This window comes from Pseudomonas sp. 300 (genome assembly GCF_055803035.1).
In genome coordinates, this window is the sequence record NZ_JAVLRV010000002.1 from 991,394 (window position 1) to 1,008,378 (window position 16,985).

26 protein-coding genes are annotated in these 16,985 nt (G+C 59.4%); 1 reads left to right on the top strand and 25 read right to left on the bottom strand.

The features are described from left to right. Nucleotide 1: 1 nt before the first annotated feature. The 13 genes from Q7W83_RS10885 to Q7W83_RS10945 form a co-directional block, all read right to left on the bottom strand. Nucleotides 2-217: a hypothetical protein gene (locus Q7W83_RS10885; RefSeq protein WP_473656010.1), complete on the bottom strand. Its 216-nt coding sequence runs from the start codon at nt 215-217 to the stop codon at nt 2-4. Nucleotides 218-271: 54 nt separating this feature from the next. After that, nucleotides 272-877: a phage baseplate assembly protein V gene (locus Q7W83_RS10890; RefSeq protein ID WP_473656011.1), complete on the bottom strand. Its 606-nt coding sequence runs from the start codon at nt 875-877 to the stop codon at nt 272-274. After that, a complete protein-coding gene (locus Q7W83_RS10895; RefSeq protein WP_473656012.1) occupies nt 874-1,386 on the bottom strand; it encodes a hypothetical protein in 513 nt (170 codons plus the stop codon). Before Q7W83_RS10895 ends, Q7W83_RS10890 begins: the two co-directional genes overlap by 4 nt. Further along, on the bottom strand, nt 1,379-2,044 hold the full coding sequence (locus Q7W83_RS10900) for a hypothetical protein (RefSeq protein WP_473656013.1): 666 nt from the start codon (nt 2,042-2,044) through the stop codon (nt 1,379-1,381). The genes Q7W83_RS10895 and Q7W83_RS10900 overlap by 8 nt, the downstream gene beginning before the upstream one ends. Next, entirely contained in the window at nt 2,041-2,361 is a 321-nt protein-coding gene (locus tag Q7W83_RS10905) for a head-tail joining protein (protein ID WP_473656014.1), read from the bottom strand. The genes Q7W83_RS10900 and Q7W83_RS10905 overlap by 4 nt, the downstream gene beginning before the upstream one ends. 2 nt (nt 2,362-2,363) lie before the next feature. Continuing rightward, nucleotides 2,364-3,359 carry a major capsid protein gene (locus tag Q7W83_RS10910; protein ID WP_473656015.1) on the bottom strand — a complete coding sequence of 332 codons (996 nt, stop codon included), beginning with the start codon at nt 3,357-3,359 and terminating at the stop codon, nt 2,364-2,366. A 62-nt stretch (nt 3,360-3,421) separates the two neighbouring features. Further along, nucleotides 3,422-3,766: a head decoration protein gene (locus tag Q7W83_RS10915; protein ID WP_226298972.1), complete on the bottom strand. Its 345-nt coding sequence runs from the start codon at nt 3,764-3,766 to the stop codon at nt 3,422-3,424. A gap of 2 nt (nt 3,767-3,768) precedes the next feature. After that, on the bottom strand, nt 3,769-4,917 hold the full coding sequence (locus tag Q7W83_RS10920) for a head maturation protease, ClpP-related (protein WP_473656016.1): 1,149 nt from the start codon (nt 4,915-4,917) through the stop codon (nt 3,769-3,771). Further along, nucleotides 4,914-6,395, bottom strand: coding sequence for a phage portal protein (locus tag Q7W83_RS10925; protein WP_473656017.1), 1,482 nt, complete (start codon nt 6,393-6,395; stop codon nt 4,914-4,916). The genes Q7W83_RS10920 and Q7W83_RS10925 overlap by 4 nt, the downstream gene beginning before the upstream one ends. Further along, nucleotides 6,395-6,601 carry a phage head-tail joining protein gene (locus Q7W83_RS10930; RefSeq protein ID WP_226298969.1) on the bottom strand — a complete coding sequence of 69 codons (207 nt, stop codon included), beginning with the start codon at nt 6,599-6,601 and terminating at the stop codon, nt 6,395-6,397. Before Q7W83_RS10930 ends, Q7W83_RS10925 begins: the two co-directional genes overlap by 1 nt. A 1-nt stretch (nt 6,602) precedes the next feature. Next, complete coding sequence (locus tag Q7W83_RS10935) at nt 6,603-8,597, bottom strand: phage terminase large subunit family protein (protein ID WP_473656018.1); 1,995 nt, start codon at nt 8,595-8,597, stop codon at nt 6,603-6,605. A gap of 4 nt (nt 8,598-8,601) precedes the next feature. Then, nucleotides 8,602-9,171, bottom strand: a complete 570-nt coding sequence (locus Q7W83_RS10940; RefSeq protein WP_473656019.1) for a terminase small subunit — start codon at nt 9,169-9,171, stop codon at nt 8,602-8,604. Between the two features lie 351 nt (nt 9,172-9,522). Further along, on the bottom strand, nt 9,523-9,858 hold the full coding sequence (locus Q7W83_RS10945; protein ID WP_034155906.1) for a hypothetical protein: 336 nt from the start codon (nt 9,856-9,858) through the stop codon (nt 9,523-9,525). Between the two features lie 119 nt (nt 9,859-9,977). On the opposite strand from Q7W83_RS10945, the gene Q7W83_RS10950 reads away from it, so the two are divergent. Next, nucleotides 9,978-10,232: a hypothetical protein gene (locus Q7W83_RS10950; RefSeq protein ID WP_034155905.1), complete on the top strand. Its 255-nt coding sequence runs from the start codon at nt 9,978-9,980 to the stop codon at nt 10,230-10,232. Between the two features lie 82 nt (nt 10,233-10,314). On the opposite strand, the gene Q7W83_RS10955 is transcribed toward Q7W83_RS10950, so the two are convergent. The 12 genes from Q7W83_RS10955 to Q7W83_RS11010 all read right to left on the bottom strand — a co-directional run bounded on the left by Q7W83_RS10955 (nt 10,315) and on the right by Q7W83_RS11010 (nt 16,967). Then, a complete protein-coding gene (locus tag Q7W83_RS10955) occupies nt 10,315-10,713 on the bottom strand; it encodes a hypothetical protein (RefSeq protein WP_473656020.1) in 399 nt (132 codons plus the stop codon). Between the two features lie 254 nt (nt 10,714-10,967). Beyond that, nucleotides 10,968-11,555, bottom strand: coding sequence for a DUF2971 domain-containing protein (locus Q7W83_RS10960; protein ID WP_473656021.1), 588 nt, complete (start codon nt 11,553-11,555; stop codon nt 10,968-10,970). After that, complete coding sequence (locus tag Q7W83_RS10965) at nt 11,500-11,799, bottom strand: hypothetical protein (protein WP_473656022.1); 300 nt, start codon at nt 11,797-11,799, stop codon at nt 11,500-11,502. Before Q7W83_RS10965 ends, Q7W83_RS10960 begins: the two co-directional genes overlap by 56 nt. 93 nt (nt 11,800-11,892) lie before the next feature. Further along, nucleotides 11,893-12,246: an antiterminator Q family protein gene (locus Q7W83_RS10970; RefSeq protein WP_034155903.1), complete on the bottom strand. Its 354-nt coding sequence runs from the start codon at nt 12,244-12,246 to the stop codon at nt 11,893-11,895. A gap of 3 nt (nt 12,247-12,249) precedes the next feature. After that, the gene (locus tag Q7W83_RS10975) at nt 12,250-12,564 is read right to left on the bottom strand and encodes a hypothetical protein (protein WP_473656023.1); all 315 of its coding nucleotides are present in this window, start codon (nt 12,562-12,564) and stop codon (nt 12,250-12,252) included. Between the two features lie 16 nt (nt 12,565-12,580). Next, complete coding sequence (locus Q7W83_RS10980) at nt 12,581-13,861, bottom strand: tyrosine-type recombinase/integrase (protein ID WP_473656024.1); 1,281 nt, start codon at nt 13,859-13,861, stop codon at nt 12,581-12,583. Beyond that, nucleotides 13,858-14,274 (bottom strand): VRR-NUC domain-containing protein, encoded by a 417-nt coding sequence (locus Q7W83_RS10985; RefSeq protein ID WP_473656025.1) that lies wholly within the window; start codon nt 14,272-14,274, stop codon nt 13,858-13,860. Before Q7W83_RS10985 ends, Q7W83_RS10980 begins: the two co-directional genes overlap by 4 nt. 106 nt (nt 14,275-14,380) lie before the next feature. Beyond that, nucleotides 14,381-14,683, bottom strand: coding sequence for a nuclease domain-containing protein (locus tag Q7W83_RS10990; protein WP_473656026.1), 303 nt, complete (start codon nt 14,681-14,683; stop codon nt 14,381-14,383). After that, on the bottom strand, nt 14,674-14,883 hold the full coding sequence (locus Q7W83_RS10995; RefSeq protein ID WP_473656027.1) for a hypothetical protein: 210 nt from the start codon (nt 14,881-14,883) through the stop codon (nt 14,674-14,676). Before Q7W83_RS10995 ends, Q7W83_RS10990 begins: the two co-directional genes overlap by 10 nt. Next, nucleotides 14,876-15,556, bottom strand: a complete 681-nt coding sequence (locus tag Q7W83_RS11000) for a replication protein P (RefSeq protein WP_473656028.1) — start codon at nt 15,554-15,556, stop codon at nt 14,876-14,878. The genes Q7W83_RS10995 and Q7W83_RS11000 overlap by 8 nt, the downstream gene beginning before the upstream one ends. Next, complete coding sequence (locus Q7W83_RS11005) at nt 15,553-16,302, bottom strand: DnaT-like ssDNA-binding domain-containing protein (protein WP_473656029.1); 750 nt, start codon at nt 16,300-16,302, stop codon at nt 15,553-15,555. Before Q7W83_RS11005 ends, Q7W83_RS11000 begins: the two co-directional genes overlap by 4 nt. After that, nucleotides 16,302-16,967, bottom strand: coding sequence for a phage antirepressor KilAC domain-containing protein (locus Q7W83_RS11010; RefSeq protein WP_473657610.1), 666 nt, complete (start codon nt 16,965-16,967; stop codon nt 16,302-16,304). The genes Q7W83_RS11005 and Q7W83_RS11010 overlap by 1 nt, the downstream gene beginning before the upstream one ends. Nucleotides 16,968-16,985 lie beyond the last annotated feature (18 nt).

A 16,985-nucleotide genomic window follows, 5' to 3' on the forward strand; every position in this document is an offset into this window, starting at 1 on the left:
CTCACTCCGCTTGTGCAAATTCTTCGTTGGCCTTGAGGTAGCTCACGGCCGGTTCATCGGACACGGACACCTCGACCACACCGCGGACCACTGCCAGCGTGCGGGCCGTGTCCGGAATGATCAGAGTGCGCGAGGTGTAAACCTTGTCACGAAAGGTCAGCAGCAGATCCGCCGCCGGCGAGTGTTCCGTGGCGGGCTTTTCGGTGGTCTTGGCCATGTTTTCTCCAGGCATAAAAAAACCCGCGCGCGGCGGGCCTCAGAGGGTTATTGATTAGTGCGTGTGACGGTTGCTGTTACCCGTGGTATCCATGATAGAGCCAGCACTGGTGATGTCCTTCGTGGCGTGTAACGTCCCGTCGATCACCACCGCCCCGGTCAGCTTGATGGCCGTCGATTTCAGTGCGATCGAATCAGGTGTTAACGCCGCCTCCGTGCCGCCGACCTTGGCCGTCACGGCGTCATCCATCACGACCACCGCCGTGCTACCGACCTTAAGGGTGACCGTGCCGGTCGGCAAGGTGATGGTGTAGCTCTTGGCCTGCCAGTCGTAGACCAGCGAGCCGCCATCATCAAAACGCCAGACTTCCACATGATCGCGGTTGTCCGGCTGGGCACCGGCATCCCCATACAAACCAGGAATGAAGGTGCCCATGCCGGCCTGACCACTGGGACTGAGCAACGCACCCTGCTCGCCGAGGCTTGGCGCTCGCCAATTCCGCGCCTTACCGGCCGCGAGGCTGTGCCAGCGCACCCAGGCGCTCGTCCACTCGCCGTTCGACACCCGGACCATTGCCGCCGCCAGATCCACACCGACCACCACGCACGGCATCACCATGGCCGCAATCATGCGGTCATGCTCGGCACTGGCGTAACTCACGGCTCATCCTCCGGGGCGAACTCCACCTCCACGGGGTAGCCGCCTTCCGGCGGTGAATCTGATGGTTCGTCCGACCACGGCCATTCCTCAACCCCGAGGTACAACTGATGGGTCCATTCCACCAGCCAAACGGTGTAGCCATCCAGCTCCGGCTTGGTCCAATCCTGCATGGCCTGGACGAACTCGGCAGGCTCGACCGCAACGCCCCAAGTTTGCATGCGCAGCAACACCGCCAGTTGCGCCGCCAGGTGCGCGGCTTGTTGGCAATGTTGCGGCTTGATCGGATCAACAATGATCCGCGCCTCGAACCGGCATACCAGCGTGGTCTCGCCGGTGCCAATGTCCTTGCCCGGCTCGATCTCGGCCATTTCCATAAACACCACGGGCAACGCAATGCGGTCCTTGATGTTCGGCCAGGCGGTGACCGCTTTTATACCCGGCAAGTTGCTCGCTAGATGCTGCTCAATCGCCCGGTAGAGCTGATCAAGGCTAAAAGGCTCATCAGACATTGGCCGTCCCCCTCAGGTACTTCTGCAGCTCAAAGTTAAATTCTTGCTGCAGGATTTCCAGCAACCGCGCATGGGCACGTTTGATCCACGCATCGAAGTGCGGCCGTGCCTGCTCCAGCGACACCTTGGCCTTGGCCAGCGGAAAGCGATTGCCGTTTTCCGCGACCCACCCCGAACTGGCCCCGCCAGCACCCGACACCGTGCTGTCAGGATAGTCGTCCGCGTTGAAGTGCTTGCTGGCCGTGCGAATCCAGATGTCCGGTTTGTTGCCGTAGACCTGTTTGAGGAACGCGCCCTGATAACGCCGCCCGGCCACCGACACGCCGCTGCCGGATTGTCTTGCTCGGCCGATCCGGCTCGACTCAATGGCATTGAGACCGAACCACAACTTGCCGCTGGTTGCCCCGCCGGAGGCGGGGTAACTGCGCAGACGCTGACGCACCGCCGCGACCGCGATGCGCTCCTGCCGACTTACAGCGCGGGCAATGTGCGTACGCAACCACCCTAACGTTTTGTTGATCGCTCGACGTTGCGCTGCAGCGGCCGCTTTCGGCACCAGCTTGGCAAAGTCCTCGAACGCTTGCAGGTCGGCGGCCGAGGACTGGATGGAGAGCATTCCGCCACCGGCCGAAGATTTGAAGTAGCTGCCGACACTCATGCGCGCATCCTCAGGATCAAGGCGACCAGGCCGTCACCGCTGGGCTCCAGCTGCAGGAGGTCATACTCGCCTCCGCCGTCCAGCTCCGGGAGGTCGACGGTGACCAGCAGACCTTGCTCCAGACCCTGCGAATCGCTGACGCGGATCTCGAACCGAGGCTCACGGAGCCCGGTGTTGAGCTTGCCGAACTTCGGTTGCAGCCAGGGCGCGGCAAACATACCGAACACCGGTTCCTCGCGACCCTCGATCCGCGCGGTGTCGCCCAGCGTTTCGAACACCACCGCGTCGACCTCGGCAATCAGATCGCGAAAGCCCATGGTCAGAGCTCCAGCAAGATCTGCGCACGCGGACGAGTGCACAGGTGCAGCGGGTTGGACTGGGCTTCACCGGCCACACCCTTATTGAAGGGCAGAGGCTCGATCATGCTGTAGTACGGAATGCCCTGGGTATTGACCGTTTCCATATAGTCAGCAGGGGCAAACACCGAGATGTACAGATCCGGCACGCCCTCAGGGATCAGCAACGCCTTGTCGTCGTGGACGAACGACACGCCGGCCACTTTGCCACGGTAGCGCTCCCAGACAATGCCGCCGAACTCGAAGCTCTCCCGGGCGTCACCGCGCAACGCCGCTGCTTGCTGGCTGTTGAGGTAAGTTTCCTTGACCGACTTGTGAACGATCAACTTGTTCCAGAAGTTCTTGCCGCAGAAGGCGCGAGAGCCGGTACTGGTCACACTGCCGAGCGCGTCTTCCTGCATATCCAGCGCTTCGCCGCATTTGACGCGCAGCTCGGTGCTTGGATCGGCCAGGCCCATGGGCAGTTTCTGACGTTCAACACCGAAGCGATCGTAAAGGTTCAACAGCGGAGTCTGGCCATCGGCGTCGAGGATCAGGCCATTCAGAGCACCCATGCGCTGGAACTCGTGTGTGGCATCCAGCTGGCGGCGTGCCTTTGCGAGTCGCGCATTGACCACGTCCTGCACCGCCTGCAATTCCGTACGGGTACCGAAGGCGCGAATGCCTTGGATCTCGTCGGCCTTGATGGTGAAACGCTCCGGCAGGTGCACGGTGTTGAACGGAATCAGATTGCGTTTGCTGGCTGCGACGACCAGACCAGAACCGCCTCGCTCACCCGCCGGAACCAGCGCGAGGGTGTCGCCGTCCTTCTCGATCTGTACGGTCAGGGTGGTAACCCCTTCCTCGCGAAACAGACCCAGGGCACTGATGCGACCCGGCAGGTAGGGTTGATCGTTGAGGGCTGCGGTGAGCGCGGTAACGGTGAACGCTTCGTCGTCAAAAATGGCGATATCGGCCATGGGTATTCTCCAGAAATGAAAAACCCCGCTCAAGGCGGGGTGCATAAACAGGGCTGACCGGCTTAACGGACGATCAGAAAGTGAGAGGCCAGCGCTTTTTCGGCATCGAGGTCGAGCCCGGTCAGATGCGCTTCGCTGACCTCCGCCAGCCGAACCACAGCACGACCACGGCGGACCACATCGGACTCGCCCAGCGGGCCGAAGAGAATGGCGACGGCCGTCTCGCTGCCGTCCTCAGCCGCCGGAGCGTACGGCGCAAAGTGACCCGTAGCTGTAACCAGCCCGAGGATCTGGCCCGGGTACAGCGCAGGGCCGGCAGCGACGTTGATGGATTCGCGTGAAATGTTTCCCGCGCCTTCCGAGAGCAGGAACTCACCGGCGTGAATTGGTTCTTTTTGGATGGTCATGGTCATGCTCCTTTCGCGCCGCGCGCAGTTCCGGATTGGGCTGCTTGTCGAGCGGCCCAGATCGAGTTGGGATCGGGTTGTTTGGCTTGCACCTTAGGCGCCAGGTCTTCGTCCAGCGGCAGGCTGTTGTCAATTTCAAAACCCTTGCCGCTGCTGACGATCTTGTCGAACAGACGCGCCCGCACCGCAGCTACGTCCAAACCAGCGGCCACGTACTCGACGCTGAACTCGGGCAGCCGAGCTGCGACACAGAGGTCATTCACCGCCTTGGCGCGGGTCAGGCCAGCCTGAACGATGGCTTCGCTTTCCAGCTTGGTCGAGCTGAGCAGCGGCTCGACCAGGTTGCTGATACCGGCTTCGGCGCAACGCTGGGTGATCATCAAGGCCAGCTTGGCTGAGTCGACCACGGCGGGAGTCGGTGGCAGCTTGTCGAGCTCCACGTCAGGATCCGTCTCGGGCGGCTCGTCGAACTGAGCCAGCAACTCGGCCGGCGCGTGCTGGTATCGCTGCAACACAGCGCCCTGGCCTAGGCAGGCCTTGACCGTCACGCCGTCGCCGACCTCATCGGCGAGGCCCAGTGCCACCGCCTCATTGGCGGTCAGCCAGGTTTCAGCTGCGACCAAGCGCCGCAACTCGACCTCATCGATGTCCGGCGCCTTGGCCTTGTAGGCCGCGATGATCGCCTCCATGGTCTGGTCGAGCACATCGGCTACCTTGCGAAAATCCTCGGCGTCCCCAGCGGCGTAGGTCCACGGGTTGTGGATCATCAACATGGCGTTGGACGCGATCACCACACGGTGTGCACCGCATACGGCGACACTCGCGGCGCTGGCAGCCAACGCATCCACCCGACCGGTGCAACGCTCGCCCAAGCGCGACAGCGCGTTGTGCATGGCCAGACCGTCGAACAGATCACCGCCGATGCTGTTGAACGCGGCGATCACTGGCGAGACGCCGTCATCCATCGCACGCAGGTCCTGCACGAACTGATTGGCGGTGATGCCCCAGCCGCCGATCTCGCCGTAGACAAAGACTTCGATCACCCGCTCGGCGGCTTCGCCGCTGGCGTGCACCGCGTACCAGGTTTTGTCCTGCACCGGCACCTGCTTACCGGCCCGGTTATAAACGCGCGGTCGTGCTTTTTTGCTCATGGTTGTTCCTTGTCGTCGTTGGTGACGACGGCGTCGAGAGTGTTGTAATTGAGGCCAAGAGTGGTGGCCCGGGCCAGGTCAGCGGCGTTTTCCGCGTCGACCGTTTCCGCGTCGTAACCGGTGCGCAGCACCATCTCGCTGCGTGAAGCGAAGCCCGCCTGAACTTCCATCCGCCGCGCCTGAACGTCCTGCACGGGCTGGATGTAAGCCCAGCCTTGTGGCACCCACCGGGTACGCAGGTATTCACGGCGCCGCTGGGTGTAGTCGTCCAGCACCAGGACACCTGATAACACCGCCATGTCCATCCACGCGGCCCGTACCGGGCGGCAAAGCTGATGCACGTAAACGCCGAATTGCAGTTGTTCCAAGCGGCGCCGGAATTCGTTCAGCACCACGCGCAGCGCTCGGTCATTGACCTCGCGCATGTCGCCGGTAAGGATCTCGTAAGGCGTCCCGGTGCCCGCTGCCGCTGCCATCAGTTGCTGCCGCATGAAGTCCGGATAGTTGTTGCCTGCGTCCGGTGGCTTGGAAAATTCGACCTCTTCACCTGGCCCCAGCTCCTGCATGGTGCCGGGCTCGAGCGCGACCATCGGCGTGAAGCCATCACGATCGAGACTCAATGGTTGGCCGGTGACGGGATCTCTCGGCACCGGTCCGGAGTCGGGTGCCGGGCGGCTGATGAAGCCGGCAAACAGGTTGGCTACCTCTTGGCGAAACAACACCGCATCGTCGTAGTTGTCGAGACTGCGCAGGCGCTTGAGCACCGGCGACAAGCGCGGTACCCCGCGCAACTGGCCCGGCTCGACTGGTTCGAAGATGTGCAGCACCTGCGCGGCCGGTACCCGCACCAGTTGGTTGTAACCGGCGTTCAGCGACGACGCATCACGCGGATGCGACAGGTACATCCAGTACGCCACCCGCTTGCCGCCCGGTGTGAACTCAATGCCGGCGCGGATGATGTTGCCGTCGCGAGTGGTTTCGAACTTGTCGTGCGGCACGAACTCCGGCGCCAGGATCTGCAACTGCAACGGCACCGCGAGGCCTTCGTCCAAACCGCGCGGACGCAGCCGCACAAAACACTCGCCCGAGGTTTCCACCGTGCGAGCGACCAGCGCCTGCTGGCCGTTGAAGTCGGTGCGCTCGTCGGCATCCGATTCATCGACCCAATCGTCCCAGAGTTCCTGCAGCAGTTTGCGCAGGGCTTCGTCGTCGGTTTTCGGCCTCGGCGTAATCCCGGTGCCGATCAAGTTGCTGACGCGTTTGTCGATCACGTTGTAGGCATACGGGTCATTACGAACCGCTGCCCGGGAACGTGATCGCAAATTGCGCAGCGCCGGGGTGTTGATGCTGTTGATCCCGTTGTCGGGAGCATCCCAGCCAGTGGAACGTCGGCCCTCTCCGGCGCCTTCGTAACTGGCCTTGATGTTCGACGGCAATACAAATCCGTTACGGGTAAGCGTCGGAAAGTGACGGGCCATTAGAGTCCTTTGCCTCCGTGGTACAACCGAACCACCCGCGAGCGTGGCCCGGCCGCACTGATCAGTGACGTACGGATTTCTTCGCGCGCCTTGAGCAGCTCATCGACCGTGCGGTATTCCACGGTACGGTCGGTGTAGCGCACAGTTTTTTCACCGCGAGCAATGGCCGCCTCAACCGCGTCGAGGTGCTTTTTCGTAAATGACATATCAGCGTCTCTTCAGATAGCCGCTGGTGGAACTGCGGCGTTGTGGGGGGGCCGTTGTCGGACGTGATTTCACGGCTGGTCGCGGCGCCTGTGGTGCTGCCGGTGTTACGACTGGCCGACTGAGCCGTTCGCTTTGAACGGGTTGGCCACTATCGCCCGAAGCCGACTGGATGATCGCCTGCCGAATCCGCGCCCAATCGTGATCTTGGTAGCGATTGATGCCGAGGTAATGCGCCATGGCCAGGTTGTACACCAACAGATCGAGCGCTTCGTTGCGCTCGGACTTGCCCTTGGTCCATTCGATGCGTTTATGCCCCCTGACGTAACGGGTGACTTTGCGCTCAGCAACGCACTGGGCGAAAAAGTCATCCGGCAGGTCGTTGGCAAAGTGCAGCGCTCCCGGGCCGGTGTCGAATGCATAGCGGTTGTAGATCCAGTCCTTCGCCGTGTCGGTACCAACAATCCAAAGCTCGGCGCCATGCCGTTCAGTCAGGCCCTTCCATGTCACGTCGACCATCGAAGGTCGCTGCGCGATCACCGGCCGGCCCCGCTTGCTCGCCCCCTTGATGGCGAACACGCTGCGCCAGCGGCGCATACGACAGAACTGATAGACCTCATCCGTATGGTTACCACCGGAGTCGACCGCAGTAGCCATGATCATCAGTTCAGCACCACAAGGGTGTCGGTAACGGGCCTTGAGTAACTCATCCAGCGCCGCCCAGGTGCGCTCATCTGCGGGGTCGCCGGAGATCACTTGAAAGTCGACCACCCAGCGTTCCATGCCGGCGCCCCAACCCATCACCATCAGTTCCAGGCGGTTGGCCTGGGTGTCAACAGAAGCGGTCAGCATCAATACGCCGTCGGGCATTGAGCCAAGCCCGTAGCTTTCCAGTCGCGCCCGATCCATCAGCACACCGGCTGAGGTTTGCTCCTGAGCGCTATCCCAGACCTTGGCCAGACGGGTGTTATAAAACACCTGCATCGGCTCCAGATCGCCTTTGGCCTGAGCCTTTTTAGCCTTCTCGAATTGCTTGGCCAACGAGGCCCAACCGGTCCAGCCGGGCGGCGAGTACAACGCGTTCAAGTTAAAACCAATGGTTTCGCCATCGCCTTGGGTGTGCGCTCGCCACTCCCCTTTCGCCAGCATCTCGCCCTTATAGCGCTCTTCGATCAGTACGTCGCAGTCGGGGCCGGCACATTGGTAATGCACAACCTGATAATCCGCCGAGTAATGCAAACGCTCCCATTCCAGAACCTGCATGTGTTCACAGGTTGGGCACGGCACGTAGTAGTAACGCTGATCGCTGACCTCAAACAGATCAGCGATTCGTGATGCCCCCCTGATCGTCGGCGAACTGGAAAAATAAAATTTGGCGTTACGGCCGAAAGTACTGCCGCGAGTCTCGGCCAGTTCGACCGGGTCGCCCTCTTCGCCCACGTCCACACTCCAGCGATCAACCTCGTCGCCATAGATGTAGCGGGCGGAAAGCTCCGCCAGATTGGCCGCCGAACCGGCCGTGGTGATGTACAGCGAACCACCCTCGAACTCCTTCGTGTCCATGGTGTTGCGCGCATCTCGCGAGCGGTTAGACGCCACGCGCTCACGCAGAACCGGCGTGGCCTTGATGGTTTTACCAATCCGCGACGATACCCGCTTTGCCAACCCAAGACTGGGCAACAACGTGAGGATGTTGGACGGGGCCATATGGATCAGGCCGCCGATCCAGTTCAAGGCGATCTGCGTTTTCATCAACTGCGAAGCCACCATGGTCACCACGCGCTTGCACGGGTGGGCAGGTGACAGACAGCGCATCGGCTCACGCGCATATGGGGTACGCGAAGTGTGGTATTGACCAGGCTCGGCCGCACCCGTATCGCGCGGGATGCGCATGTACTCGTCGGCCCACTGATCGATCCAGACATCTGGCTCTGGTCGCTGCCCACGGAAATACGCTTCGCGGTACACCGTCGCACCGTTCGACATTTCTAAGGACATAGGTTTAGCTCGGGGTAATGGCTTGTTCTAGATCTGCTGTAGACAGCCGCTCAGCATCTTCCAGCGTTTTTCGCAAAGCCGACGTCAGACGCTTTTCGATTTGCCATGGATCAGACATCGAGGCCAGTTCAGGCGATAGCTGTGGAGCCATTCCAAGTAAAAGATCACGCAGTAAGCGACCGGCGTTATAGGCCGCATCTTCGACCGCTTTGCGCTCTACCAAGGTGCCCTGGGCTTTAAGGAAGTTGTTTTTTTCCTGAAGCGACAGGTAGTGCTCACGAAGAGCGCGTGACCTTTGAAAGTCGGGCGGCGGATCAGAGGATTCATCTATAAAGTCTGCGACGACTATTTCCAGCGGTGGCTGATCACTTCGCTTCGGGCGATTGCGCTCATGTCGAGCGGCGACGGCGGCCTTGCTCGGGTCGCTCGTCATGGCCAGAAGCTGCTCGCTAGCATCCACATCAATCTTCCCGGCAGCATTCAGAACTAGTCGTTGATTCTTGACCAGCTTGCCAACGTACTGCCTGGACCACCCCTTCAGCTCGCAGTACTCCTTGCGAGATACAAAAGCCATGCGGCCTCCATCGTCGTGGCTTATCAAGCCTGTCAACTAACCCGGCTTAGTTGACAAGCCTTCTGACCATTGCGCCGGGGCTACTGTTCGAGAATCTGAACAGGCGTAAAAAGGCCTACAGCCCAATATAACCGGGGGGACTTCACTACAAAACACTGTTTGGATCACGCGAATTCTGTCGCTGAAAACACAGAATTTCTTGTCAACCTGTCAACCACTGTCAACTAACTTTCCAGCCCTGTGGCTAACGCTTTCCCGCGGGTTTCCGACCCCGTACCCTTCAAAAAGCCCCAGGGTCCCCGGCGGTTCTCGGCGCCAAAACGGTGCAACACTGCTCGTGCCGCCCGATTCCTACTCATTGAGTACTCGCTCCCAAGCCATGGCTACACAGGTGATCCACGCCGGCTTGCACGGCTGACACTCCCCACAATCAAGCTCAACCACGGTGTAATCAACGGTGTAAAAGCCGTCCCGTTGACGCCATAGCAAAGAGGCCTCATCCACTGCCTGCTTACGATCCTTGGCCTCCAGCTCCACAGTTTCGAAACACTTGCTCTCAACGGTTTGACGCTGAAAGACCGCGAGAAAGCGTTGATCATCGAGCCCCCGCGGATCGCGGCTGTCGTCTGCGATGCGCACAGGCAAAAAGCGATCAGGGATAAACACTGTGTGCGTGGTCTGGCTCATTGGTGCGCCTCATTGACGAAAAAGCCCGCAAGGACGCGGGTTGTGAAAAATGGACTGATCGTGATAACAGGTCTGGTTGGGAGGCATCACTCCGACGCCCTCATAAAAAGGACTTAGAAATGCAACTCGATATCTACCGCGATCAGGCGCTTGAGAAACTTCTGATCGTGGAGCGCGGAACAGACATCAATCAGCTCACAGGCATAAAGCAGGGCTTTCTAAAGGGCTTGGATCGGCCCAACCAAATCGATAGCGACTTCGACAAACTTCCCACCGGCATCAAGCCGGATGAAGTTCTTCAAGCCGTAAATCAACACGGTTTCTTCGCTTCCACGCTCGTAACTCACGCCCGGGAGATCGATCCGTCCAATTGACATAAAGCAGTAACGCCGGCGACGAGCGCGGCGACAGTCATCTCTGTTGCCGCCTTGAACTCAGTCGCTGGCGTCTGACTTACTACCCCTTCAGATCTTTGCGTAGATCCGCCACGTCCTGCATAAGCTGCCCCAGATCCTTGTCCTTGCGTGCCTCAGCCCACTTGAACCAAGCGCGGACCAATACCCATGCCGGCAAACCACACACAAAGATCAAGCCGCCGATAGCAATGAGTCCCACGTCGTCGTTTGCCCAGTCGCCAATACCCAACCAACGCACGACAAAGGCACCACCACAAATGCTGGAGACTGTGGTGCTGATCATCGCGACGCAGAACTCACTCACCGTCTTCGGGAGTGTCATCGCCATTACGACAACTGCGGCGAGCACAGCAATGAAGCCAAAGGCGCCCAACTTGTACAGTGCAATACCACCAGCGGCGGTGAGTGGACCAGGTTCGGACATATTGGTGACTCTCATAGGCACTCCCGGCCGAGGCCTGGTGGAGTCTTGGATAGGTTCGGTCCCAGCAGCACTCCCAGCTCGGAGCAATGGGTGTGGTGGAGCCGAAAACGAAAAAGCCCCGGCGAATGCCGAGGCTCTGTGAACTGTAGAAAGCTAAAAGCCCAACTCAGGGTCGGGCTTTGCTCGCGGAAAAACCGCAAAGTAACTGAAATCTATATTCCGCCCCCGGGGCTGTCAAGTACCAAAACGCTGCAACCCCGTGTTAATACTCAAAGCGTCTTGAGGAGCCTTCGCTCAACGTCGAAGGAAATATCAGATATTTTTGTTTCGTAAACCGGGACGCGAAGATGCTTCGCGGCTGTAAGTATTTTATCTTTAAGAGATGTATCTGCTCGCTGCCCCACTATTAGTTCACTAATACAATCTAAAGGAACTTTAAAAAGATGAACGTTGTATGGTTTCATCTCTTTAATTTCGCTAGCTACTTCCAGCATGCTGACGAGCCGCTCTTCCTCCTCATATTTCCAATCTTCTGATTTTGTCAGAACTACCGCTACGGATTCATGCGGGGTGAATTTTCGGCCATGAACTATCATTCTTTCATTTGAATATCTGACAGGGTTGAGTGGAAACTTATGTCCACTTCGATCTGGAACCCCCTCAAAAAACGGGTGATCTTTTTTAAATCCCACGCAAAAACCGGCATATGACGAAGTGTAGTGAGACCACATCAACGCACTATTCCAGCGCCGCGAAAGAGACAAAATCCCCAAACCAGAATTCATCTTCTCATTTGTTTTATCAAAAAACATCTTTCTTATAAAAACAGAAGTATCTTTGGTTTTTTTTTGCAGCACTTCTCATAGCTACTTTTAATTGGGCCGCTTTGAGACGCCTTGTAGTTCTGTCGTCTCCACTAAGTGGTGCATATTCACGCTCAACGGAAGCCTTAAATGCTGCAACACCCTGCTGGACTAATTCTTCGGGCAGAGCCGGCAAACACTCATATGGATCATTCAAGGCGCCTGGCTGGGAGAATCGTATCAGTCCATCACTCAAAAAACTGACTCGCGAAGCATCCAAATACTTATAAACGTTCAATAGAAACTCCCTTAATTGCCATCGCGATTCCTGTGAAGCCATAAGCCATCAAAAAGCCATTAGACCAGATTTTTCGTTGATGCAAAATGTGGGCTAAGCAGCGTCACGACGAAAATCCAACGCGCCATCGATCCAGGCAATCCCTGCCTTCCAGAGCTGTCTCGTCTTCTCTTCCCCAAAGCCCAATCTCTTGCCGACGTCCACCAGCGCCTTGTCCCGGGCGGTGTAGTACTTCATCAGCACGTCGCCGCATTCGGGGTATCGCTTCAGCAAGCGACCCATCAATCCATCGATCATCAGCGCGTCGTCGTCAGTGATCATCGGCGTATGCAGGGTGTTCTCGCGGGACGCGCAACAGGACACGCCGGATCCCAATACCACCCAGCGACCCCAATGTTCCAGCAGGTCTTCCGATGTGCGCTCGGTGAAGCTTTTTGTTCTCGCCATGATTCAATCCCCCTTGAAAGACGAGCGTCCGGCGCCGCGACTATTGCACTGCTGGTACTGCTCGACGGTATCGTTCGATGCCGGAGCCAGGGTTGCGAGGTGACGCTCCCGGCGCAGCAGCATGCCCAACTGCACCACCAGATCTTCCACCGGCAACGGCTCCTGAGTGACGGCGTGCACCAGGCCGGAAGCGTGGCAACCGAAGCAGTCGAGTTGGTGAAACACACCTTGGACGATCCCTTTCCCGGCACATGACGGGCAGTCGGTGAGCGGGATCAGGCAACGCACAAAGGCGGGGCCGTGGGTCTTTTTATCCATTTTTAAACCTCGCCTTTTATGGATTCGTGATTGCGCTAGAGGCCGCGCCATTCAAGGCCTCGGCGCCATTCTGCGAATTTTCGTTTCTAGCCATGGTCGAGCGGTGAATCAGGTTGAAGCCTTTCCCGTCTAACCATTCGTGCCACTTGTTCAGAGCCTCGCGTTTGAGCAGTTCAGCGGACGTATGGATGTAGGTCTGCACGTTGCGGGTCAGCGTGTGGTTCACCAACATCTCGCCAATGAGGAAGTCGACCCCGAGGTCAGTCCAGCCGGTTCGGGCCACCTTGCGCAGGTCATGGCTGGTCCACTCGCCCTTGCCCAACCGGGTGAACACGGCACACGCCTGGCTGTCGCTGATCGGTCCACGGTTGCGCGCCGGGAATAGGTAGGCGCCCTTGTAGCCCCTGGCCGACTGCCAGTCCCGGTACCGCTCCAGCAGCGCGCAAACCTGATGGGTCAGTGGCAGGCGATGCTCGCAACGGGTCTTGGTGTTCTCGGCGGGAATGAACCACTCGCCCTGCTCGCCCAGCGTCAGATGCACCCAGCGGGATTGGCGAGTCTCGCCCGCCCGCGTGCCATGGCAAAGCATCATCAGGGCCAGCATGCAGTCCTGCGGGTGCTGGTCGAAGTCGTCGGCCAGTTGACCGATCACCTCTTCAAGCTGCACGGCACGCAGACGTGATGGTTTCGGCAGAATGCGAGCCTTGGTGAAGTCGGTGAACTTGAACCCGGCGATAGGGTTCTTGGCGATCAGGCGCAGTTTCTCAGCCTGGCGGAAGGCGACGACGAGCACGCCCCACATCCACCGAACGTACGACAGCGACATCTCGGCCTGCATCGGCCACATCACCAGCTTGTCCAGTGCGGACCGGTCGCATTCGTCCACCAGCAGATCACTGAGTCGCGGCTTGAGATGACAGGTGATAATCGAGGTGTTGGTGGCGCGGCGTTTCGCCGACAGGCTCCGCTCGGTCGATTGACGCACCATAAACCAGTCCAGCAACTGGCCAACCGTCTGCAAAGTGCCGGCTGCGGCCGAAGCTTTCGGGTCGGCAGCCAGGCGCTCGCGGATCTTCGGCAGAGCATTGATCAGGCCTTTTACCGGCAGCTCGGGGAAACCAGCGATCTTTTCCCACTTCTTGCCCACCACCAGGTGCCACGTCCCGCGGTCCCGGTTCTGGTGAAACCGGAAGTACACGCCCGGGTACCGCGCATCGCGCATGTCGCGGATATTGGCATTGCCGGCCTGACGCCGAATCTCGGAATCGGTGAATGAAGTGAGCAGCGTTTGGCTCATGCGGCCACCACGGTCGGTGCAAGTCGCAGGTAGGCGCGGATCTGCTCCATCGCATCGAAGTGCCCACGGCACACCACTGCGAGATAGCCCTGGTCATTCAACTTACGAATCCACTTGTGCTGACTGTCAGAGACTGCAGCGGCATTGGGCGGTGTCGCCTTGAACTCGATGTACAGACCGAAGTACCCGCCGCGCGCCATGGTCAGCACCAGATCGGGAACACCGGCGACGACGCCCTGACCTTTCAACTCGGCCGCGACTTTCTTCAGCCGATGGCCACCGTTTGGGACGTGGTAGATCAGCTCTGCGACCTCGGGCATGCGAATTCGCAACTCGGTGATCAACGCGGCCTGCTCCAGGCCTTCGCGGTCGATGCGTTTTGCACGTACCGGTCTGGGGGAAAACGGCTTCATCGGCGATCACCCCGCGTCTTGCGGTACCGATCATTGAGGCGACGGCAAAATTCATAAAGCGCCCAGGTGGCGAGGACCATCAGGATGAGCAAGGTTCTTGGGTCGATCATGCAGCCCCCTTCACGGTGAGGATTCCGGCCCGGATCAGGGCCTCATGTGTTTCGGCGATAGCGCGCGGCATGTCTTGCCAATCGATGTCGCCGGCGGCGCGGCCGTCGATGACGTCGTGACAGGCGCTGCACGCGTAAACAGCGACAGTGTCGAAGCCCTTCATGCCCATGCCCTTCTGGCCGCACGGCAGATGCGCGAGAACAGTCGTGGACGAATTGAAGTTGCAAGTACCTGGTGAGCGGACAGTGCAGTCCTGGCCGTTGGCCGAGGCGCGGAGCTTCTTGGAGGTCACGCGCATATCCGATCCCCGGTGATGACGTCGATTACTTCGTAGGTGGACGGCCACATGGCCTGGCCGAATTTCAGAGCAGCCGATGAGTGCTCGAACAGCGCGACGGCGCGGTCGGGCTTGTCGGAGAGCTCCCACTTGTAGCCACAGCAGTGCACGGCGAAGCGGTAATCAGCAGGATCGGTTGGCGCAAGGCGTGGATTAGGCACGGGCACCTCCCAGCTTGGCGCGCAGTTGAGCCAAAGCATCCTGGCCAACTTCAGGCGTCACCTTCGCCTCTGCCCGTGCAGGCAGCGCCTTGGGCATCGACTGGAGCGGCAACCCAGCCAGCAAGCGGCGGATGGTGATGGTGTAATTTCGGTCGAACAGCTTGAGGCTCAGCGCCGTATCGAGTTTGTTCAGGCTCTCGAAGCCGCACTCCTTGGCTGTGTGCCAAACCGCGTCGTGGGACCACTTGCCCTGCCCTGCCATGCCGGGATGTGCGTTGCGGCATGCCTCCCGGTGCGCGGCGGCGAGCGGCGGCAAACCCAACATTTCAGGGGTCGGCTTACACCACTCGATGAATTGCCCAGGGCTGGGAATGAAGTCGCCGGGCTGTTTGCGGACCTGAGCCATTCCGAAATTGATCTGAACTTGGGTGCAAATACCTTCCTCGAGGACAGCCTGAAACCATTGCCGCTTGGACGCGCGGTAGGTTTCTTGGTCCGGCCAAGCCTGGCGCCACGCGGAACGGATCGAACGCAGCTCTTTGAACAACTCGTTGATAGCAACCACCAGCGTGCTGTTGGTCTCACTCTCGACGGGCGAGGCATCGGCGGCGATGAACTCACCGGATTGAGCGCTGGCCCACAGGCCCTGAGCAATGACGGAGACGGTCTTCATGGTTTCACCCCGTTCTGCCAGCCGGTGTCGTCATCGTCGTAGTCGGATGCAGGCGCCTGTCTCTGCCTGAACTGGGCGACGTTCGAAGCGGCAGCCCGGACTTTGTCGCTGTTTACCCACTTGACCAGCATCCCCACCCATTCAGCCTGGGTGTTGACCTGGTGCTGAGGCTCGTAGTGAGCGGTGAACGCAACCCGGACTTCTTCGGTGAACAGGTCGAGCGCCAGCCCGCGGTGAAATGCGTAGGTTTCCAGCAGCGTTTCATCCGGCACCCAGTCGAGGGTCATTTCGATGGGCATGCGAGGATCGACAGGACCGCGCGCAGAGAGAGGTTCTTTATTCTTCTCTACATCTTCTTTAGGTAACGCACCGCTAACGTTAGCAGCGTTACTTTTACCGTTACTCGCCTTGTGATTTGCAACGCGCTTTGCCGTGAGAAGCCTGTTTTTAGCGGTCTTCCCATTGTGTCGGTCGAAGTGCGGAAGGCTGATCACACCATCGAGTTCGATCATCCAAGCGACCGACTTCATGTGCTCGCAGAAACCGATAACGCCGACGAGACGATCCAGTAACTTTTTACTAACGCTCGGAGCGTTACCGTTTTCGGTTTGCTGGTCGAACCAGCCCCATACACGCATCAGCTTGCCGACGACAGCGTCCGGGTCGATATCAGCCAAGTCGGCGATCTGGCAGACCTCGGGCTTGTCCAGGGTGGTGAGTTCGAATTTTATCCAGTCGCCGGCCATTACGCGGCCTCCTGCAGAAGTTCAGCGAGACGTGTGAGGCCTTTCGGGGTAACCATTGGATCGAATGCCGCGCGCTCAATCCCAGTTTCCGGGTCAGGCTTCAAGGCGGTGACCTTGTGAGTCATATGCCCGCTCGTGATGCGCGGTTGATAGGCAACCCAGCGCTTGCACCCGTGGCGCCGGAAGATCCAGCGGTGCTGTTCCAACCAGGCGAACAGGCGCGCTGGGGCCATACCAAGCTGCTTGGCTGCGTCGGTGATGCAGATCGCACCACCGGCGGCAGCGAGCCTATTGATGGCCGCGACTTTCGGGGCCTGAACTGAAATCAGGCGCTGCAGCTCGCCATTCTTGTCTGCCAGATCGGCGGCAAGTCGGAGGGCCTCCGGAAGGGATTGCGGGATCGAGACGACGTGTCGCGACACGTTTTCGAGTTCGCTCAAACGTGTCACGACACGATGGCGAAGCGGCGTGCTGTAACCGGTGAGCAGGGTCATGACGAGATCATGACCAAGGAAATACTCGGTTTGGGAGCGGTTACGCTCGTCCCGGTAGATGCATCCAAAAGTGGATGCATCGATATTCAGCTCAGCAAGATTTCGTTTGATGTCGCGGACGACGTGATGATGGTGCTTGCCGGTGAGATCGGCGATCTCCCGACTCGACATGGTGACCGTATTGCTTGG